Origin of the sequence: Nocardioides islandensis, from assembly GCF_015352455.1 — a bacterium.
Classification (GTDB): Bacteria; Actinomycetota; Actinomycetes; order Propionibacteriales; family Nocardioidaceae; genus Nocardioides; species Nocardioides islandensis.
Map to the genome: position 1 here is coordinate 479,162 of NZ_JADKPN010000001.1, position 17,509 is coordinate 496,670.

Genomic DNA, 17,509 nt, shown 5'->3' on the forward strand with positions numbered 1-17,509 from the left:
GTCGTACGACGGGTCGGGCCGGGCTCAGGACCTGATCGCGGCGAGCACCGCACGGATGCCGCGCTCGGTCTGGTCGACGAACAGTCGGCCCCTCGGGGCGTTCGCGATCTGCTCGGCGGCGAGGCCGCTCATCATCGCCCGCACGAGCGCGAGGTCGGGGGCCGCGGTGATCCCGGCGGCGGCGAGGCGCCCGACCAGCTCGCCCAGGACGGTGAGCGCGATCGCGTGGCTCTCCTCGCTGGGCTCGAAGCCGGGGACGGTGCCCTGGAACATCAGGTGGTACGCCGCGGGCCTGGCGACCAGGTGCTTGACGAACGCGACCGCCGCGTCGACGACTCCCTGGTCGGGATCGGTGATCGGCGGCAGCCGGTCGAACCGCTTGCGCAGGCCGGCGAAGCCGTCGGCGAAGAGCGCGTCGAGCAGCTCCTGCTTGGTCGGGAAGTAGTAGGTGAGCGACTGTTGGCGGATGCCGACCGACCGCGCGACCTCGCGCACGCTCAGCGCGGCCACGCCCTCGCGGGCCATCTCGGCCCACGCGGCGTCGAGGATCTCGCGCTGCGCCCGGGCCCGCCGCGTGGCGACCGAGGACCTCGCTTTGTCTGTCATTGACAGACAAGTGTGGCCGTGCAACAGTGGCGACGTCAACTCGTCTGTCACCGACAGGCGAATGGAGAAGAGGACGACCCGATGACCAAGCGCATCCCGCACGACGAGGTGTCCACCGAGATCACGGCGCCGCCGGAGGCGGTCTACGCGCTGATCTCCGACGTGACCCGGATGGGCGAGTGGAGTCCCGAGTGCGTGAGGGCCGTGTGGGTCAGGGGTGCCACCGGCCCGGTGGTGGGAGCGCGGTTCAAGGCGTGGAACAAGGGCGGTCGTGGTCCCGCGTGGTTCAACTGGCCGGTGGTGACGGCCGCCGAGCCCGGTCGCGAGTTCGCCTTCAACCGCAGCGGGCCGGCCATCGGGTCCTACACGTGGAGGTACGTGCTGACGCCCACGGCGACCGGCACCCGGGTCACCGAGTCGTTCGACGCCGACAAGCTGCTCGGCCCGGTGATGACCTGGCTGACCGAGAAGTGGACCGGCAGCCCGGACCGGGACGCCGACCTCCGGCGTGGCATGACCACGACCCTCGCCCGCCTCAAGGGCGCCGCCGAAGCGGCCTGACCACGGCGTCAGACTGAGCGGGTGAGCCACGACCACCAGCACGACGAGGGTCCGGACTACTTCGAGCCGCAGAGTTGGGAGGAGCGCTACGCCGGCGACGAGCAGGTCTGGAGCGGCCGTCCCAACCCGCAGCTGGTCGCCGAGGTCTCAGGGCTCACGCCGGGCACCGCGCTGGACGTCGGCTGCGGCGAGGGCGGCGACGTGATCTGGCTGGCCCGGCAGGGCTGGCAGGTCACCGGCGCGGACTTCTCCGCCAACGGACTGGCCCGCGCGGCCCGCCACGCCGAGCAGGAGGCCGTCGCCGACCTCACCTCGTGGTGGCAGGTCGACGCGCGCTCGTTCGACCCTGCGGGACGCACGTTCGACCTGGTGACCACTCACTACCTGCACCCGCCGGGCGACGACGGCATGGCCGACGTCGTGCGCCGGCTGGCCTCGGCGGTCGCCCCGGGCGGGCACCTGCTGGTGGTCGGTCACGCACCGACCTCGGACCTGGGCCACCACTCGGAGGACGACCGGCGCGCGATGTTCCTCGCCGCCGACCTCGTCCCCGCCCTGCCCGGCGGCTTCGAGCCCGTCGTCGTCGAGCAACGGCCGCGCACGGTGGAGCGCGAGGGCCGGACGATGACCATCGACGACTCGACGCTCCTGGCGCGGCGCACGGACTAGGCCCCGCCTGGGAGGATGGCGATCGTGAGTGCCATGCAGTTCGGGATCTTCACCGTCGGCGACGTCACGCCCGACCCGACGACGGGCCGCGCGCCGACCGAGCACGAGCGGATCATGGCGACGGTCGCGATCGCCGAGAAGGCCGAGGAGGTCGGGCTCGACGTGTTCGCGACCGGCGAGCACCACAACCCGCCGTTCGTGTGCTCCTCGCCGACCACGCTGCTCGGGTACCTCGCCGCGCGCACGAACCGGCTGGTCTTCTCGACGTCCACGACGCTGATCACCACCAACGACCCGGTGAAGATCGCCGAGGACTTCTCGGTGCTCCAGCACCTCTCCGGCGGCCGCGTCGACGTCATGCTCGGCCGCGGCAACACCGGGCCCGTCTACCCGTGGTTCGGCGAGGACATCCGCCAGGCCGTGCCGCTGACGGTCGAGAAGTACGCCCTGCTGCGCCGGCTCTGGCGCGAGGAGGTCGTCGACTGGGAGGGCCAGTTCCGCACGCCCCTGCACGGCTTCACCCTCGCGCCGCAGCCCCTGGACGGCGTACCGCCCTTCGTCTGGCACGGCTCGATCCGTACCCCCGAGATCGCCGAGCTGGCGGCGTTCCACGGGGACGGGTTCTTCGCCAACCACATCTTCTGGCCGGCCTCGCACACCGAGCGGATGGTGCAGTTCTACCGGCGCCGGTTCGAGCACTACGGCCACGGCACCGCCGCGCAGGCCATCGTCGGGCTGGGCGGCCAGGTGTTCATGCGCCGCAACAGCCAGGACGCGGTCGACGAGTTCCGCCCGTACTTCGACGTGGCCCCCGTCTACGGCCACGGCCCGTCGCTCGAGGAGTTCAGCGAACAGACGCCGCTCACCGTCGGGTCGCCGCAGCAGGTCGTCGAGAAGACGCTGGGCTTCAAGGAGTACGTCGGCGACTACCAGCGCCAGCTCTTCCTCGTCGACCACGCCGGGCTGCCGCTGAAGACGGTGCTCGAGCAGCTGGACCTGCTGGGCGAGGTCGTCGCCACGCTACGGGTCGAGATGGAGAAGGACCGGCCCGCCGACGTACCGGACGCACCCACCCACGACTCCCTGCTGGCCGCATCCCGAAAGGACACCGAGGATGACTGAGCTCACCGTCGTCAGCGGAGGGCTGCGCGAGCCGTCCTCGACCCGACTGCTCGCGGACCGCCTCGCTGCGTCGGCGGCGACACACCTGTCGCAGCTGGGGTTGTCGGTGAACACCCGGATCGTCGAGCTCCGCCCGCTGGCCCGGTCGATCGCCGACGCGATGACCCTGGGGTTCGCCAACGCCGAGCTCGAGGAGGCCTACGAGACGGTCGCCTCCGCGGACGGGCTGATCGCGGTGACACCGGCGTTCAACGCGTCGTACGGCGGGCTGTTCAAGTCGTTCTTCGACGTGCTGCCGGAGGAGTCGCTCACCGACATGCCGGTGCTCATCGGCGCGACCGGCGGGACCGAGCGGCACTCACTCGTCCTCGAGCACGCCCTGCGTCCGCTCTTCTCGTACCTGCGCGCCGTCGTGTCCCCCACCGGCGTGTACGCCGCCACCGAGGACTTCGGGGTCACCTCCGACCAGCCGCCGCTCGACGACCGTGTCGACCGTGCGGGTGCCGACTTCGCGCGGCTGCTGTCCTCGTGCGGCCAGCGCGTCCGGCGGTCGGCGTTCGACGAGGAAGCCGCCCGCATGGAGCGCCTGCTGAACCCGTAGTCCGCTGGTCGAGGATGGTCGCGTGCACGAGCTGACCCAGCAGGACGCGCGTCGCATCGCGCTCCGCGCCCAGCTGCTGACCGCCGAGCGGCCGTCGGACCTGATGGGCATGGTCCGGCACCTGACGTTGCTGCCGACCGAGCCGACGGCACCGATCGCCACCAGCTACGACCTGCTGTGCTGGTCACGGCTGGGGGCGGCCTACGACCCCGGCGAGCTGGAGACGCTGGTCCAGGACCAGCGGCTGGTGCACTACCTCGGGTTCTACCGACCGGTCGAGGACCTGCCGCTGCACCGGGCCGAGGCGCCGTACTGGCCCGGCCGCGGAGACCTCAAGCCCTGGGTGCACGAGGTGGCCGGCTGGTTCGCGGCCAATGAGGAGTGCCGCCAGGACATCCTGGCCACGCTGCGCGCGGAGGGCCCGCTGCCGGCGACCGCCCTGCCCGACACCTGCCAGCGCACGTGGGGTTCGAGCGGCTGGACGAACAACAAGAACGTCCAGCAGATGCTCTGGTACATGCTCCAGCGCGACGAGGTCGCGATCGCGGACCCGCTCGGCCGGGAGAAGCTGTGGGACCTGGCCGAGCGCGTGTACGACGACCAGCCGCTGCCCGACCCCGACGAGGCGCTCGCGGAGCGGGACCGCCGCCGGCTGCTGTCCCTGGGCGTCGCGCGCCCGAAGGGTCCCGCCGACCGCGCCGAACCGACGTACGTCCGCGACGCCGGCGAGCCGGCCGTGGTCGAGGGAGTGAAGGGGACGTGGCGGGTGGAGCCGGCGTACCTCGAGGGGCTCGGCGACTTCGAGGGTCGTGCCGCGCTGCTGTCGCCGTTCGACCGGCTGGTGATGGACCGCAAGCGCCTCGACCAGCTGTTCGGCTTCGACTACGTGCTGGAGATGTACAAGCCGAAGGCCCAGCGGATCTGGGGCTACTACGCGCTGCCGGTCCTGTACGGCGACCGGCTGGTCGGCAAGCTCGACGCCACCGCCGAGCGCGACGAGGGCGTGCTCCGTGTCGACGCCGTCCACGAGGACGAGCCGTTCACGGCTGAGATGCGCGACGCCGTCGACGCGGAGATCGAGGACCTCGCGGCGTGGCTCGGCCTGGAGGTCGTGTTCATCGCCGGTCGAGGAGGGACGAAGTCCCGTCACGAGACCCGGTGAGACGAAGGTTGTCGTCTCACCGGGTCTCGTGACAGGCGCTGCACGCCTTCCTCGACCAGCGGTGGTCAGGGACGGCCGTCGCCGTGCTCGGGCGCGACGTACGCGACCAGCCGGCCCGTACGGCGGCCGCTGCCCCAGGTGTCGGGGCCCCACTCCTGCCCGACGACGAGCAGGAGCGGGTCGCCCTCACGGGTCAGCGCACAGGCGAACGCGCCGCGGTCGGAGTCGACGGTGTCCAACACCTCGCCGCCCTCGCGGACGCGGACACAGTGCTCGTTGCCGACGTCGGCGTACCAGAGGGCACCGGAGGCGTCGAAGCAGATGCCGTCCGGGTGGTCGCCGGGTGTCTCCGCCCAGGTGCGCGGGGTGCCGAGGGTGCCGTCGTCGGCGATCGGGTACGCCGTGAGCTTCTCGCCGTAGGACTCCGCCACGACCAGGGTCGAGCCGTCCGGTGAGATCGCCATGCCGTTGGGGAACGCCAGCCCTTCGGCGACGGTCCGCACCGAACCGTCGGCGGAGACGAGCGCCACGAGCCCCGGCCGGAACTCCCCGCCGGGGAAGTCGAAGCCGATGCTGTTCACGTACGCCCGGCCGTGCGCGTCGCAGACGATGTCGTTCCACCCCGTCGCCGTGACCGCGGACAGGTCGGCGTGCTGCACCAGCGACCCGTCCGGCTCGCGGCGCAGCAGCCCGGCGCCGGGCGACACGACGAGGAGCCGGCCGTCGGGCAGGAAGTCGATGCACATCAGCGACTCGACCTCTGCCTCGCACACCGGCTCGCCCCCCTCGGCGACCGACCAGACGCGACCGGCACCCCAGTCGCTGAACCACAGCCGTCCGTCGTGCCAGCGCGGCGACTCACCGAACACGATCTCGTCCATCCACACGCTCATGCCCAAATGACTTGTGCCGCGGCGCGGACTCATCGGAAGGATGGACGCATGAGCGTCAAGCAACCCGTCAAACAGCTCCGCTTGGTCGTGCACGCCGAGGACTACGAGGGGGCGCTGCGGTTCTTCCGTGACGTGCTCGGGATGCCGGAGCAGGAGGCGTACGCCGGCGACGGCGGCGCCCTGGTCACCATCCTCGACGCCGGCCGGGCCACGCTGGAGATCGCCAACACCGCCCAGGTCGAGATGATCGACGACGTCGAGGTCGGGCACCGGGTGGCCGGGCACTTCCGGGTGGCGCTGGAGGTCGAGGACTGCGCGGCGGCGAGCGAGCAGGCCGCCGCCGGGGGTGCCGTACCGGTCGCTCCGCCGACCCGCACGCCGTGGGACTCGCTCAACGCCCGGTTCGACGCGCCGGGCGAGGTCCACCTGACGCTGTTCCAGGAGCTCGCATGACCCACCTGCCGCAGGACTTCCTCTGGGACGCGGACGTCGCCGGCCGGTACGACACCCCGGGGACCGGAATGTTCGCGCCCGAGGTGCTCGGCCCGACCACGGAGCTGCTCGAGACCCTCGCCGAGGGCGGCCGGGTGCTCGAGCTGGCCATCGGCACCGGCCGCGTCGCCGTACCCCTCAGCGAGCGCGGCGTCGAGGTCACCGGCATCGAGCTGTCCGCGCCGATGGTGGCGAAGCTGCGCGAGAAGGTCACCGAGCAGCAGATCCCCGTCGTCATGGGCGACATGGCGACCACCCGCGCGGAGGGCGAGTTCGGCCTCGTCTACCTCGTCTTCAACACCATCTCGAACCTGCTCACGCAGGACGAGCAGGTCGCCTGCTTCCAGAACGCCGCCCGGCACCTGGCACCTGGAGGGCGTTTCGTCGTCGAGCTGTGGGTGCCCGAGCTGCGGCGCCTGCCGCCCGGCGTGCCGGCGACGGTCGGGGTGCACGAGCCCGGCTACCTCCTCGTGGACACCTACGACACCCTGCGCCAGCACGTGGTCTCGCACCACGTCACCTACGACGAGTCGGGCGGCCGTGAGGCCCGGATCGGCCGCAGCCCGCACCGGTACGTCTGGCCGGCCGAGCTGGACCTGATGGCCCGGATCGCCGGGTTCGCGCTGGAGGACCGGTACGCCGGCTGGGACCGCTCGCCGTTCACCGCCGACTCGCCGTCGCACGTCTCGGTCTACCGGCTGATGTCCTAGGTTGGCCGCCGTGCCGCGGGTGCTGGTGGTGGGGGACGTGATGGACGACGTCATCGCCCGCCCGCTCGGCCCGATCGCGGTGGACACCGACACCCCGAGCGAGATCGAGCGTCGCCCGGGCGGCTCGGCCGCCAACACCGCCTGCTGGCTGGCCTCCCAGGATGTCGAGGTCACCTTCGTCGGGCACGTGGGTCGAGACGACCTGGACCACCAGGCCGACCTGCTCGCGCAGCCGCGCCTGCGCGTCGCGGTGACGGGTGGACCGCGTCCGACCGGCTCGATCGTGGTCATCTCCGACGGCTCGACGCGCACCATGCTCACCAGCCGGGGCGCGAACCTCGACCTGGGCGGCGCGGACGTCGACGACGTCGCGCTGGCCGGCACCGAGCACCTGTATCTGACCGGGCACGCGGTGATGGACGGCGACGACGACGCGACGTGGCGGGACCTGCTCGACCGGGCCGCCCGTGCGCGGGTACGCCGCTGGGTGTCGCCCGGCTCGGTGGCGATGCTCGCGGCGTACGGCGCGGAGCGGTTCCGCGACCTCGTGCGCGGCGTCGAGGTGCTGGTCGCCGGTCGCGACGAGGCCACCCTGCTCGCCGGTGATCCGGACCCCGAGCGCGCGGCGACGGCGCTGGCCGCGGACCACGAGCTGGTGGTGGTCACTCTCGGGGGCGACGGAGCGCTGGCGAGGTCCGGGACGGAGGTCGTGCGGGTCCCGGCCGTCGCCGCCGAGGTCGTGGACGTGACCGGGGCCGGCGACGCGTTCGTGGCCGGGCTGATCGCGGGCCTCACCCGCGGCCCGGACCTCGGTCAGGCGTTGGCGCAGGGCACCCGGCTGGCGGCCCGCGCCGTCACCCTCGTCGGGGCGCGTCCGTCCTGATGACCCTCAGGGTGTCGAGCCGGGGGTCGGCGGCATAGGCGATCCGCACCCCTGCGGCGCGGGCCTCCGCGAGCGCGGCCAGCACGTCGCGGGTCACCTCCTCGCCAGGGGCGAGGACCGGGATGCCGGGCGGGTACGGCGCGACCAGCTCCGCGCTGACCCGGCCGACGGCACGGTCCAGCGGCACACGCTCGGCGGCCGCGAAGAACGCGGCGCGCGGGGACATCGCGGTCACCGGCTCGACGGCGTACGCCGCTCCCGTCACGACGGCGCGAGGTGGGCCGCGGTGGGTCTCGACGGAGCTCGTCAGGACGTCGGTGAGCCGGCGCAGCGTGCCGTCGGTGTCGGCCAGGGAGACCTGGGCGACGAGGGTGTCGCGCTCGGCGGCCTCGAGCGGCAGCCCCGCGGCGAGCAGGTCGTCCTCCACCGCGATGCCGTCGGCGCCGGTGCCCGGGAGCAGGAGGGTGAGCTTCAGGGGGTCCACGCCGGCGCCGTCGAGGACGACCAGCCCGTCGACGTCGGCCAGCCGGTTCCGGGCAGCGGAGACGGCAGCGATCGCCTCCCCGAGCAGCTCCGCGCCGTCGCGCTCCAGCAGGGCTCGGGCCGCGTCGGTGCTGGCCAGGATCGCACCGGCCGGGCTGGTGGTGGCGCCGGCGTCGACCGCGGCGTCCAGCCGCGCCCGGTCGATCCGCGTGGACCCGGCCAGCACGAGGGCGGCCTGGCTCCATGCGGGCAGCGCCTTGTGGGCGCTGACCACCATCGCGTCCGCCCCGAGCTGGAGCGGGTGGGGCGGCAGGTCGGGGTGGAAGCCGAAGTGGGCGGCCCACGCCGCGTCGACGACCAGCGGGACGTCGTGGGCGTGCGCCGCGGCGGCGAGTCCCGCGACGTCGCCGACCGTGCCGACGTACGACGGGTCGCCGACCAGCACCGCCCGCGCGGCCGGGTGCTCGCCCAGGGCACGGGTGACGGCGGCCGGCGGCACGCCGAGCGGCAGGCCGGTGGCCGCGTCGAGGTCCGGGCGTACCCAGACGGGCGTCAGCCCGGCCAGCACGAGGCCGACCAGCATCGAGCGGTGCAGGGTACGGCTGACCACGACCTCGTCGCCGTCCGTCCCCAGGGCCAGCGCGACCGCCTGGTTGGCGTGCGTGGCGCCGCCGACCGAGAACCTGCAGTGGTCCGCGCCCCACAGCCGCGCGGCCCTGGCCTCGGCGTCGGCGAGCACGCCGGCGCCCAGCTTCATGGTGTCGAGCCCGGCGTACAGCGGGACGTCTCCTGCCACGACGTCGCCGACCAGGTCGTGGCGCTGCTTGTGGCCGGGGATGGTGAACGGCGTCGGCCGCTCCTCGTGGAACCGCAGCCACGCGTCCAGCAGCGGCGCCTCGCCGCGCAGCCCGCGCGGGTCGGTCGGCATGACGCGGCTGGAAGCGGCTAGAAGGTGCGGTCGACGATGTCGGGGTAGAAGTAGAGGATCCCCACCACGACCAGGCCGAGGATGCACAGGAAGCCCCACATCGTGGAGTCACGCAGGAACAGGAAGTAGATCGCGAAGAGCGCGAGCGCACCGCCGAAGATGTACAGCAGCACGGGATCCACGTCGGGAGCGTAGCGCTCACACGACGGTCAGCGTGGACTCCTCGCGCACTTCGTGCCGCGCCGCTTTCGCGGCGGCCCGGTGCCCGGCGTACCGGACGTGGCGGCTCGCGCCACGGAGCCCGGACGCGGGACTACCGAGAGCCGGATCAGTGGGCCATGTCGACGAAGCGGGAGTAGTGGCCCTGGAAGGCCACGGTGATGTCGCGCGTGGGGCCGTTGCGGTGCTTGGCCACGATGAGGTCGGCCTCGCCGGGGCGGGCGGACTCCTTCTCGTAGACGTCCTCGCGGTGCAGCAGGATCACCATGTCGGCGTCCTGCTCGAGGGAACCCGACTCGCGCAGGTCGCTCATCATCGGGCGCTTGTCGCCGCGCTGCTCGGGGCCACGGTTGAGCTGGGAGAGCGCGATGATCGGGACCTCGAGCTCCTTGGCCAGCAGCTTGATCTGGCGGGAGAACTCCGACACCTCGAGCTGGCGGGACTCGACCTTCTTGCCCGAGCTCATCAGCTGCATGTAGTCGATGACCACCAGCCGCAGGTCGTGGCGCTGCTTGAGCCGGCGCGCCTTGGCCCGGATCTCCATCATCGTCATGTTGGGCGAGTCGTCGATGAACATCGGCGCCGAGGACACCTCGGCCATCTTGCGCGCCATCCGCGACCAGTCGTCGTCGTTCATCTGCCCGTTGCGGATGTGGTTGAGCGGCACCCGCGCCTCGGCCGACAGCAGGCGCATGGTGATCTCCGAGCGCGTCATCTCCAGGCTGAAGAAGCAGCTGGTCATGTTGTTGTGGATCGAGGCCGCGCGGCACAGGTCGAGCGCCAGGGTGGACTTACCCATCGCCGGCCGCGCCGCCACGATGATCATCTGGCCGGCATGCAGACCGTTGGTCAGGTCGTCGAGGTCGGCGAACCCGGTGGGCACGCCGTAGAGCCCCGCCTCGCGGTTGCCGATCGCCTCGATCTCGTCGAGGACGCCGTCCATGATGTCCGACAGCGGGGCGTAGTCCTCCGACGTGCGCCGGTCGGTGATCTTGTAGATCGTCTCCTGCGCGGTGTCGACCACGTCGTCGACCTGGCCCGCGCCCGCATAGCCCAGCTGGACGATCTTGGTGCCCGCGTCGACCAGGCGGCGCAAGATGGCCTTCTCGCGCACGATCTCGGCGTAGTAGCCGGCGTTGGCGGCGATCGGGACGTTGGCGGACAGGGTGTGGAGGTACGGCGCGCCACCGACCCGCACCAGCTCGCCACGGCGCCCCAGCTCGGCGGCGACGGTGACCGGGTCGGCCGGCTCGCCACGGCCGTAGAGGTCGATGATCGCGTCGTGGATGACCTCGTGGGCCGGCCGGTAGAAGTCGATGCCGCGCACCAGGTCGGCGACGTCGGCGATGGCGTCCTTCGACAGCAGCATCGCCCCGAGCACGCTCTGCTCGGCCGCGTTGTCCTGCGGCGGCGTCCGGTCGCCGGGGCGGGACGGGCGCTCGCCGGGCTCGTAGGTCGCAGGACCGTCACCCCACTCGCCGTAGGCGTCGTTGAAGTCCGAGGGCCCGCGCTGGTCGGGTTCGGTGATGCTCAACGATGCCTCCGGACGGCGGACGAGGGCGGCTGCGGGGGTGCGACGGGTGTGACAGGAGTGACGCTAGGAGGGACCACCGACATCGGTGCCGACACCCGTGGCGTGTCCCGTCTCGCGCCCGTGGTGAGGAGGACCGTACGTCGTCCGCGGACCGTCCGGGAAGCACGTTATCCACAGGCTCGGAGCCACCCTGGGGAGAACGCTCACCGGGTCGTGGAGGACCCGCCGCGCCCTTGTGCACCGCCTGGGGGTGTCGCTGTGCACGACACGCCCGGGATCAGCTCTCGCAAGCCGCTGACCTGCGCAAACGTCCATCCACGGCTGTGCACGGGAAATTCCCGGGTTGAACGTCCGTTCACTCTCCCGCCATCTGGGATTTCCGTCGCGACTTGTCGACTTTCGTCCGTTCGGGTCCCGAAATACCACCCATCTGTGTATAACCACCTGGGGTTGACTCCGGGCCGTTCGACGCTCCTCCCTAGGCTGCCTCATCGTGGCTGACCCACCGCACGGAGCAGACGGCCGAGCGGTGGGCCGAGCGGTGGGCCGGGCCCTCGACCGGGAGATCTGGCGGCTGGCCCTGCCGGCGTTCCTGGCGCTGGTCGCCGAACCGCTGTTCCTGCTCGCCGACGCCGCCATCGTCGGCCACCTCGGCACCGAGCCGCTGGCCGGTCTGGGCGTGGCCGCGGCCGTGCTGCAGACGGTGGTCGGCATCTGCGTGTTCCTGGCGTACGGCACCACGGCGAGCGTGGCGCGGCTGCTCGGCGCCGGCGACCGACGGGCCGCCCTCGCGCAGGGCATCGACGGGGTGTGGCTCGCGGTGGTCCTCGGGGTCCTGGTCACCCTGGTCGGGGTGGCCGCCACCGGCCCGCTCGTCGGGCTACTGGGGGCCGACGCCGCGGTGGCCGAGCCCGCCACGACGTACCTGCGCATCGCCTTCCTCGGCACCACGCCGCTGCTGGTCATGCTGGCGACCACCGGGGTGCTGCGTGGCCTCCAGGACACCCGCACCCCCTTGGTCGTGGCCGTCGGCGGCAACGCGCTCAACATCGTGCTGAACCTGCTGCTGGTCTACGGGGTCGGCTCGTTCGACGGGATGGGGATCGCCGGGTCGGCCCTCGGCTCGGTCCTCGCGCAGCTGGCGAGCGCCGCCGTCCTGGTGGCGGTGGTCGTCCGCGGCGCGCGCGCCGAGGGCGCGCCCCTGAGCCCCGACCTGGCGGGGATCCGGGCCGCCGCCCGCAGCGGAGTCGCGCTGGTGATCCGGACGGTGACCCTGCGCGCGGCGCTGCTGCTGACGACGTACGCCGTCGTCCTCGGTGCCCACGGCGACCAGTCGGTCTCGGTGGCCACCCACCAGCTGGCCTTCACCATCTGGAGCTTCCTGGCCTTCGCGCTGGACGCGATCGCGATCGCGGCGCAGGCGATCACCGGCCGGTACCTCGGCGCCGGCGACCGCGAGGGCACCCGCGCCGTGACCGGCCGGATGGTGCGGTGGGGTGCGTACGGCGGCGTGGTCAGCGGCGCCCTGCTGGCCGCGACGAGCCCGTTGCTCGGGCCGCTCTTCTCCGGTGACGACCGGGTGCACGACCTGCTCGTGCCGGTCCTGCTGGTGGTCGCGTCGGGACAGCCGCTCGCCGGCGTGGTGTTCGTGCTGGACGGCGTGCTCATCGGCGCGGGCGACGGCACGTACCTGGCCTGGGCCGGGCTGGCGGTCCTCGCCGTGTACGCGCCCGTGGTGCTGGCCGTCGGCGCGCTCGACGGCGGCGTCGTGCTGGTGTGGGTGGCGCTGGCGGCGGTGCTGATGGGCGCGCGGTTCGTGGTGCTGGTGCTCCGGGCCCGCGGAGACGCCTGGTTGCGGACGGGTCGCCCGTAGGCCCGCCGGGAGAGGGGTCAGCCGACCCGGACGTGCGCCAGGTCCGGCCAGCCGGTCGGCGGCGTGTCGCCGTACCAGGTCTGCTCGACCCCGACCATCAGCCCGTCGCGCACCCAGACCTGCACCTCGCCGACCAGCTCGCCGGCGTCGTCGACGACCGTGGCGACCGTCGGGAGCGGACCGTCGGGGTGCTCCAGCCGGGGCGACTCGTCCGGCACCGTGACATCGAGATGGGTGGCCCCGCCGTCGGCGACCGTCGCGGCCACCAGCTGCGCGCGCAGCTCGGCGCCGCCGTCCGGCAGGGCGGCGGCCACCGCGGCCACCAGGTCCCGGACGCGTGGGGCGAGCACGGTCCCATCATGCTCCCGCTGGGTCCGGCCGGTGCTGCCGGTCTGACGAGCGCGGCCCGACGACGTACCGGTGCCGGCCGTCGTTCGCCGGCAGTCGCCGGCATCGGGCATCCGGTCGGGTGCCGGTTTCGCTGCGATCGCGCCCGTACTGCAGGTTTCCGGCCCCCGAACCTGCCATTTCGGCGCGATCGCACGATTACCGGCACACCCCAGGACGCACCTCGGCCCCGGCCGGAACGAGTCCGGGCCGGGGCCGAGGGGGTGAGTCGGGCGGTCAGGCGGGGATGACGTTCAGCGCCACGACGGCGGAGACGTCGTCGTGCAGCTTGATCGACACCTCGTGCGAGCCCAGGGTCTTGATGGGCTGCTTGACCACGATCGTGCGCTTGTCGACCTGCTCGCCGGAGGCGTCGGCGAGGGCGCCGGCGATCTCCGCGGTGGTCACCGCACCGAACAGGCGGCCGCCGGAGCCGGCGCGCACCTGGACGGGGACGGGGTTGGCCTCGAGCTTGGTCTTGATCTGCTCGGCGTGGTCCTGGTCGCGCACCGCGCGCGAGGCACGGGCGGACTTGATGGACTCCACGGTCTTCTCGCCGCCACGGGTCCAGCGCATGGCCAGGCCACGGGGCACGAGGTAGTTGCGGCCGTAGCCGTCCTTGACCTCGACCACGTCGCCGGGGGCGCCGAGACCGTCGATCTCCTGGGTCAGGATGAGCTTCATGTCCGTGCCTCCGCTCAGCGTCCGGTGGACGTGTAGGGCAGCAGGGCGACCTCGCGAGCGTTCTTGACGGCGATCGCCACGTCCCTCTGGTGCTGGACGCAGTTGCCGGTCACGCGACGGGCGCGGATCTTGCCGCGGTCGGAGATGAACTTGCGGAGCAGGGTGGTGTCCTTGTAGTCGACACCGGTCGCCTTCTCCTTGCAGAACTGGCAAACCTTCTTCTTCGGCTTGCGCATGACTGCCTTGGGCATTGTGGTGCTCCCTTTCGTAGAGCCCGGCTCACGCCGGAATGCTGGCTGGGTTGGTGGGTGTGTTCAGTGGTCAGAAGGGCGGTTCGTCGTTGCTGACGCCGGGAGCGGCCCACGGGTCGTTGGCCGGGGCGGACTGACCCCCGCCGCCCTGGTGCTGGCCGCCGCCCTGGTAGCCCTGGCCTCCGCCCGAGCCTCCCGACTGGGGAGCCGGAGTGGCCCACGGGTCGTCAGACTGGCCGCCGCCACCACCGGAGTAGCCGCCCCCGCCGCCCTGACGGGTGGTGCGAGTGACCTTGGCGGTGGCGTACCTCAGGCTCGGGCCCACCTCGTCGACGTCGAGCTCGACGACGGTGCGCTTCTCGCCCTCGCGGGTTTCGTACTGACGCTGCTTGAGCCGGCCCTGCACGACGACGCGCATGCCCTTCTGGAGGGACTCGGCGACGTTCTCCGCGGCCTGGCGCCAGACCGAGCAGGACAGGAACAGCGCGTCGCCGTCCTTCCACTCGTTGGTCTGCCGGTCGAAGGCGCGCGGCGTCGAGGCGATCCGGAAGTTGGCCACGGCCGCCCCGGACGGGGTGAAGCGCAGCTCGGGGTCGTCGACCAGGTTGCCGACGACGGTGATGACGGTCTCGCCTGCCATGTCACGTCTCCTTGAGTGTGTACGTCGCGAGTTTCGGCCTCATCGTGGCGTGCCGTACCGACATGCGGTAGCGGCCATCCACAGATCAGTGAGCGTCGGGACGGAGCACCTTGGTGCGCAGCACGGACTCGTTGAGACCGAGCTGGCGGTCGAGCTCCTTGACGGTGGCGGGCTCGGCGGTCAGCGAGACGACGGCGTAGATGCCCTCGGCCTGCTTCTTGATCTCGTAGGCCAGCCGGCGGCGGCCCCACACGTCGACGGACTCGACCGAGCCGCCGTCCTTGCGGACCACGTTCAGGTACTTGTCGAGCGACGGCTCCACCGTGCGCTCTTCGAGACTCGGGTCGAGGATGACCATCACTTCATAGGCACGCATAGCGGTCTCCACCTCCTCTGGACTCATCGGCCACGGTCTCTCCGTGGCAGGAGGGCTGTGCGTCGGCCCAGGACCACGCGGTCCGGGCAACCGGTCGAATCTATCAGCGGCGCGCCCAGCCTCCGAATTCCGAGACGATCCACAGGCGGGGCCCAGGACCGCGGCGCGAAGCGCGGATCGGGACTAGCGTCCCACCGGTCATGGCTGAGCCCGACCGCTTCCTCCTCGCCGACCGGATCGGCGCCGGCGGCATGGGGACCGTGTGGCGCGCGTGGGACCGCGAGGACCGGCGGTGGATCGCGGTCAAGCTGCTCGACCGGTACGACGCGGGGTCGCTGCGGCGGTTCGTCCGCGAGCAGGACCTGCGGGTGCGGCACCGCCACGTCGTGCAGCCCACGGGACTCGTCCCGGGCGGCTTCACCATGGACCTGGTGCGCGGCGGCTCGGTCGAGCAGCTGCTGCGGCGGCACGGGCCGCTGCCCGACGCGTTCGTGCGCGTCGTGCTCGAGCAGACCCTCGAGGCCCTGGTCGCCGTGCACGCCCGCGGCGTCGTCCACCGCGACCTCAAGCCGGGCAACCTGCTGCTCGAGCCCACCGGCACCGGCCGGCCGTGGGTGCGGGTGAGCGACTTCGGCGTCGCGGCGGTGGTGGGCGACGAGCGGCTGACCCGCGTGCCCGGCGGCGTGGGCACCGGCGGCTACATGGCGCCCGAGCAGGCGGACGGCGCCCCGCCGGACCCGCGCCAGGACCTGTACGCCGCCGGCGTGGTCGCCCGCCAGCTGCTGACCGGTTCACCGGACGAGGCACCCGTCACCGGCCCGCTCGGTCCGCTGCTGGCCCGCCTCACCGACCCCGACCCGGCGTGCCGCCCGCCCTCCGCGGCCGACGCCCTGGCCACGCTCCGCGACCTCGGCGTCCCGCGGGACGCGGCCTGGCCCGAGGTGACCGACGTCCTCGAGCGCCCACGGCCGCCGGAGCGGCTCCTGCCGTCGTACCTCGCCCTCGTCGCGGGCTGCTTCGCCGGCGCCGCCGCCGTGGGCGGACTCCTCGGCTGGCTGCTCGTCAGATGACGTCGGCGGCCGGGTGCGGCCGGTCGGCCACCGCGGGCACCTCGTCGCCCTCGACGCCGTTGGCCGACGCCGGGATGCGTCCCTCGAGGCCGCGAGCCAGGGCCACCATCGACAGGCACCCGGCGACCACCAGCGCGATGAACAGCGTCGGCTGGTCGTGCCGCAGCAGGAACCCGGCCACGACCGGGCCGAGGATCCCACCGACCTGGAAGAACCCCGACGACAGCGCGTTGTAGCGCCCGCGCAGGTGGTCGGGCGCCAGGTCGTTGGTGATCGCGGGGATGGTCGGCTGCAGCAGCGTCTCCCCCAGCCCGAAGAACACGTGGTAGAGCACCACGCCGAACGCCGCCGTCAGCGTGCCGGCCACGATCCCGGTCAGCCCGAGCACCGTCCAGGCCAGCGCCCAGATCAGGCTCATCAGCACCAGCACGCGGGTGCGCCGGTGGCCCTGGATGCGCCGGAGCACCAGGAACTGCGCCAGCACGATGACCGCGGTGTTGGCGGCGAACGCCCAGCCGATGGTGCGGGTGCTGACCTCGGAGGCCTCGCGCGCGAACGCCGGGAAGCCGGCCTCCATCTGGCCGTAGCCCACGAACGTGCCGATGAACGTCAGCGCCAGCAGCCAGGCCATGGCCGGTTGGCGGGCGATGCGCAGGTACGACGCGGGGACGTCGTCGGCGCCGTCGGGCTTGTCCGCCCGCGCGTGCACGTGGCGCAGCGGACCGAGCAGCAGCGCGACCGGGATCAGCAGCGACGCGGCGTCGACCAGGTAGATGGTCGTGAACGTCCGCGGGACGTGGACGTCGACGTAGAGCCCGCTGACGATCCCGCCGAGGCCGATGCCCAGGTTGACCAGCGCGAAGTTCACGCCGAAGTACTGCTGGCGGAGCGGGCCCTGCACGATCGCGGCCACCATCGCGTTGAACGCCGGCCAGGTGACGCCCGAGACGCCCATCAGGGTGGTCGCCACGATCGCGGCCGGCAGCGACTCGGCGAAGGCCAGGATGCCGACGCCGGTCATGTGCACGACGCAGGCGACGAGGGTGACCAGGCGGGCGCCGTACTTGTCCACGGCCGCGCCACCGGGGCCCGTCACGATCACGCCGACGGCGAAGATCCACGCCATCAGCGCGCCCGCGACGTCCAGGCCGATGCCGCGCACCTCGTGGAGGTAGATCACCGTGAACGGGAGGGTCATGCCCCGGCCGAAGAGCTGGATCGCGACCGTCGACAGCAGCCAGCGGCCCTCGCGGGGCAGCTGCGCCCAGAACGACGCGAGGGTGGTGCGCGGAGCGGTGTCGGCCATCGGGTCGATGGTTCCACTGCCCACCGACACCTCTCGACCGGTTATCGGGCTGGTCGAAC

Annotated in this window: 21 protein-coding genes; 10 read left to right on the top strand and 11 right to left on the bottom strand. The window is 72.5% G+C overall.

Annotated elements, in window-relative coordinates; genetic code table 11:
* Window positions 1-24: 24 nt before the first annotated feature.
* Complete coding sequence (locus ISU07_RS25015; RefSeq protein ID WP_194705696.1) at window positions 25-606, bottom strand: TetR/AcrR family transcriptional regulator; 582 nt, start codon at window positions 604-606, stop codon at window positions 25-27.
* Between the two features lie 81 nt (window positions 607-687).
* On the opposite strand from ISU07_RS25015, the gene ISU07_RS02315 reads away from it, so the two are divergent.
* Genes ISU07_RS02315 through ISU07_RS02335 form a run of 5 tightly spaced genes read left to right on the top strand, consistent with a single transcriptional unit; the run spans window position 688 to window position 4,721 of the window.
* Window positions 688-1,167 (top strand): SRPBCC family protein, encoded by a 480-nt coding sequence (locus tag ISU07_RS02315; RefSeq protein WP_194705125.1) that lies wholly within the window; start codon window positions 688-690, stop codon window positions 1,165-1,167.
* Between the two features lie 21 nt (window positions 1,168-1,188).
* Entirely contained in the window at window positions 1,189-1,836 is a 648-nt protein-coding gene (locus ISU07_RS02320) for a class I SAM-dependent methyltransferase (RefSeq protein ID WP_194705126.1), read from the top strand.
* A gap of 33 nt (window positions 1,837-1,869) precedes the next feature.
* The gene (locus ISU07_RS02325; protein ID WP_194705697.1) at window positions 1,870-2,958 is read left to right on the top strand and encodes an LLM class flavin-dependent oxidoreductase; all 1,089 of its coding nucleotides are present in this window, start codon (window positions 1,870-1,872) and stop codon (window positions 2,956-2,958) included.
* The gene (locus ISU07_RS02330) at window positions 2,951-3,559 is read left to right on the top strand and encodes an FMN reductase (protein WP_194705127.1); all 609 of its coding nucleotides are present in this window, start codon (window positions 2,951-2,953) and stop codon (window positions 3,557-3,559) included. Before ISU07_RS02325 ends, ISU07_RS02330 begins: the two co-directional genes overlap by 8 nt.
* A 22-nt stretch (window positions 3,560-3,581) precedes the next feature.
* On the top strand, window positions 3,582-4,721 hold the full coding sequence (locus ISU07_RS02335) for a DNA glycosylase AlkZ-like family protein (protein WP_323742376.1): 1,140 nt from the start codon (window positions 3,582-3,584) through the stop codon (window positions 4,719-4,721).
* Between the two features lie 65 nt (window positions 4,722-4,786).
* Here the strand turns inward: ISU07_RS02335 and ISU07_RS02340 are convergent, their stop codons facing one another.
* Window positions 4,787-5,614, bottom strand: coding sequence for an SMP-30/gluconolactonase/LRE family protein (locus ISU07_RS02340; protein ID WP_194705128.1), 828 nt, complete (start codon window positions 5,612-5,614; stop codon window positions 4,787-4,789).
* A gap of 48 nt (window positions 5,615-5,662) precedes the next feature.
* Here ISU07_RS02340 and ISU07_RS02345 point away from each other — a divergent pair, with 48 nt between their 5' ends.
* From ISU07_RS02345 to ISU07_RS02355, 3 genes are read left to right on the top strand one after another with little or no spacing between them, the layout of a single operon-like run.
* Window positions 5,663-6,067, top strand: a complete 405-nt coding sequence (locus ISU07_RS02345) for a VOC family protein (protein WP_194705129.1) — start codon at window positions 5,663-5,665, stop codon at window positions 6,065-6,067.
* Window positions 6,064-6,816, top strand: a complete 753-nt coding sequence (locus tag ISU07_RS02350; protein ID WP_194705130.1) for a class I SAM-dependent methyltransferase — start codon at window positions 6,064-6,066, stop codon at window positions 6,814-6,816. The genes ISU07_RS02345 and ISU07_RS02350 overlap by 4 nt, the downstream gene beginning before the upstream one ends.
* A gap of 10 nt (window positions 6,817-6,826) precedes the next feature.
* Window positions 6,827-7,699 carry a carbohydrate kinase family protein gene (locus tag ISU07_RS02355; RefSeq protein WP_194705131.1) on the top strand — a complete coding sequence of 291 codons (873 nt, stop codon included), beginning with the start codon at window positions 6,827-6,829 and terminating at the stop codon, window positions 7,697-7,699.
* Here the strand turns inward: ISU07_RS02355 and ISU07_RS02360 are convergent.
* The 3 genes from ISU07_RS02360 to dnaB form a co-directional block, all read right to left on the bottom strand.
* Window positions 7,671-9,110 (bottom strand): aminotransferase class I/II-fold pyridoxal phosphate-dependent enzyme, encoded by a 1,440-nt coding sequence (locus ISU07_RS02360; RefSeq protein WP_194705132.1) that lies wholly within the window; start codon window positions 9,108-9,110, stop codon window positions 7,671-7,673. The genes ISU07_RS02355 and ISU07_RS02360 overlap by 29 nt on opposite strands.
* 17 nt (window positions 9,111-9,127) lie before the next feature.
* Window positions 9,128-9,292 carry a hypothetical protein gene (locus ISU07_RS02365; protein ID WP_194705133.1) on the bottom strand — a complete coding sequence of 55 codons (165 nt, stop codon included), beginning with the start codon at window positions 9,290-9,292 and terminating at the stop codon, window positions 9,128-9,130.
* A 146-nt stretch (window positions 9,293-9,438) separates the two neighbouring features.
* A complete protein-coding gene (dnaB, locus tag ISU07_RS02370) occupies window positions 9,439-10,863 on the bottom strand; it encodes a replicative DNA helicase (RefSeq protein WP_194705134.1) in 1,425 nt (474 codons plus the stop codon).
* A gap of 493 nt (window positions 10,864-11,356) precedes the next feature.
* Between dnaB and ISU07_RS02375 the strand changes: the two genes are divergently transcribed.
* Entirely contained in the window at window positions 11,357-12,736 is a 1,380-nt protein-coding gene (locus tag ISU07_RS02375; protein ID WP_323742377.1) for an MATE family efflux transporter, read from the top strand.
* A gap of 17 nt (window positions 12,737-12,753) precedes the next feature.
* On the opposite strand, the gene ISU07_RS02380 is transcribed toward ISU07_RS02375, so the two are convergent.
* The 5 genes from ISU07_RS02380 to rpsF form a co-directional block, all read right to left on the bottom strand.
* Window positions 12,754-13,086: a hypothetical protein gene (locus ISU07_RS02380; RefSeq protein WP_194705135.1), complete on the bottom strand. Its 333-nt coding sequence runs from the start codon at window positions 13,084-13,086 to the stop codon at window positions 12,754-12,756.
* A gap of 274 nt (window positions 13,087-13,360) precedes the next feature.
* A complete protein-coding gene (rplI, locus tag ISU07_RS02385) occupies window positions 13,361-13,807 on the bottom strand; it encodes a 50S ribosomal protein L9 (protein ID WP_194705136.1) in 447 nt (148 codons plus the stop codon).
* A 14-nt stretch (window positions 13,808-13,821) separates the two neighbouring features.
* Window positions 13,822-14,058 (bottom strand): 30S ribosomal protein S18, encoded by a 237-nt coding sequence (gene rpsR / locus ISU07_RS02390; RefSeq protein WP_194705137.1) that lies wholly within the window; start codon window positions 14,056-14,058, stop codon window positions 13,822-13,824.
* Between the two features lie 70 nt (window positions 14,059-14,128).
* On the bottom strand, window positions 14,129-14,698 hold the full coding sequence (locus ISU07_RS02395; RefSeq protein WP_194705138.1) for a single-stranded DNA-binding protein: 570 nt from the start codon (window positions 14,696-14,698) through the stop codon (window positions 14,129-14,131).
* Window positions 14,699-14,783: 85 nt separating this feature from the next.
* A complete protein-coding gene (gene rpsF / locus ISU07_RS02400; protein WP_194705139.1) occupies window positions 14,784-15,074 on the bottom strand; it encodes a 30S ribosomal protein S6 in 291 nt (96 codons plus the stop codon).
* Between the two features lie 200 nt (window positions 15,075-15,274).
* Between rpsF and ISU07_RS02405 the strand changes: the two genes are divergently transcribed.
* Window positions 15,275-16,144: a serine/threonine-protein kinase gene (locus tag ISU07_RS02405; protein WP_194705140.1), complete on the top strand. Its 870-nt coding sequence runs from the start codon at window positions 15,275-15,277 to the stop codon at window positions 16,142-16,144.
* Here ISU07_RS02405 and ISU07_RS02410 read toward each other — a convergent pair.
* Window positions 16,137-17,450 (bottom strand): MFS transporter, encoded by a 1,314-nt coding sequence (locus tag ISU07_RS02410; protein ID WP_194705141.1) that lies wholly within the window; start codon window positions 17,448-17,450, stop codon window positions 16,137-16,139. The genes ISU07_RS02405 and ISU07_RS02410 overlap by 8 nt on opposite strands.
* Window positions 17,451-17,509 lie beyond the last annotated feature (59 nt).

Coding starts and splice junctions, on each gene's coding strand:
- ISU07_RS25015 (WP_194705696.1), bottom strand. CDS start 606: ATGACAGACAAAGCGAGGTCCTCGGTCGCCACGCGGCGGGCCCGGGCG.
- ISU07_RS02315 (WP_194705125.1), top strand. CDS start 688: ATGACCAAGCGCATCCCGCACGACGAGGTGTCCACCGAGATCACGGCG.
- ISU07_RS02325 (WP_194705697.1), top strand. CDS start 1,870: ATGCAGTTCGGGATCTTCACCGTCGGCGACGTCACGCCCGACCCGACG.
- ISU07_RS02330 (WP_194705127.1), top strand. CDS start 2,951: ATGACTGAGCTCACCGTCGTCAGCGGAGGGCTGCGCGAGCCGTCCTCG.
- ISU07_RS02340 (WP_194705128.1), bottom strand. CDS start 5,614: ATGAGCGTGTGGATGGACGAGATCGTGTTCGGTGAGTCGCCGCGCTGG.
- ISU07_RS02345 (WP_194705129.1), top strand. CDS start 5,663: ATGAGCGTCAAGCAACCCGTCAAACAGCTCCGCTTGGTCGTGCACGCC.
- ISU07_RS02350 (WP_194705130.1), top strand. CDS start 6,064: ATGACCCACCTGCCGCAGGACTTCCTCTGGGACGCGGACGTCGCCGGC.
- ISU07_RS02360 (WP_194705132.1), bottom strand. CDS start 9,110: ATGCCGACCGACCCGCGCGGGCTGCGCGGCGAGGCGCCGCTGCTGGAC.
- rplI (WP_194705136.1), bottom strand. CDS start 13,807: ATGAAGCTCATCCTGACCCAGGAGATCGACGGTCTCGGCGCCCCCGGC.
- rpsR (WP_194705137.1), bottom strand. CDS start 14,058: ATGCCCAAGGCAGTCATGCGCAAGCCGAAGAAGAAGGTTTGCCAGTTC.
- ISU07_RS02395 (WP_194705138.1), bottom strand. CDS start 14,698: ATGGCAGGCGAGACCGTCATCACCGTCGTCGGCAACCTGGTCGACGAC.
- rpsF (WP_194705139.1), bottom strand. CDS start 15,074: ATGCGTGCCTATGAAGTGATGGTCATCCTCGACCCGAGTCTCGAAGAG.
- ISU07_RS02405 (WP_194705140.1), top strand. CDS start 15,275: ATGGCTGAGCCCGACCGCTTCCTCCTCGCCGACCGGATCGGCGCCGGC.
- ISU07_RS02410 (WP_194705141.1), bottom strand. CDS start 17,450: ATGGCCGACACCGCTCCGCGCACCACCCTCGCGTCGTTCTGGGCGCAG.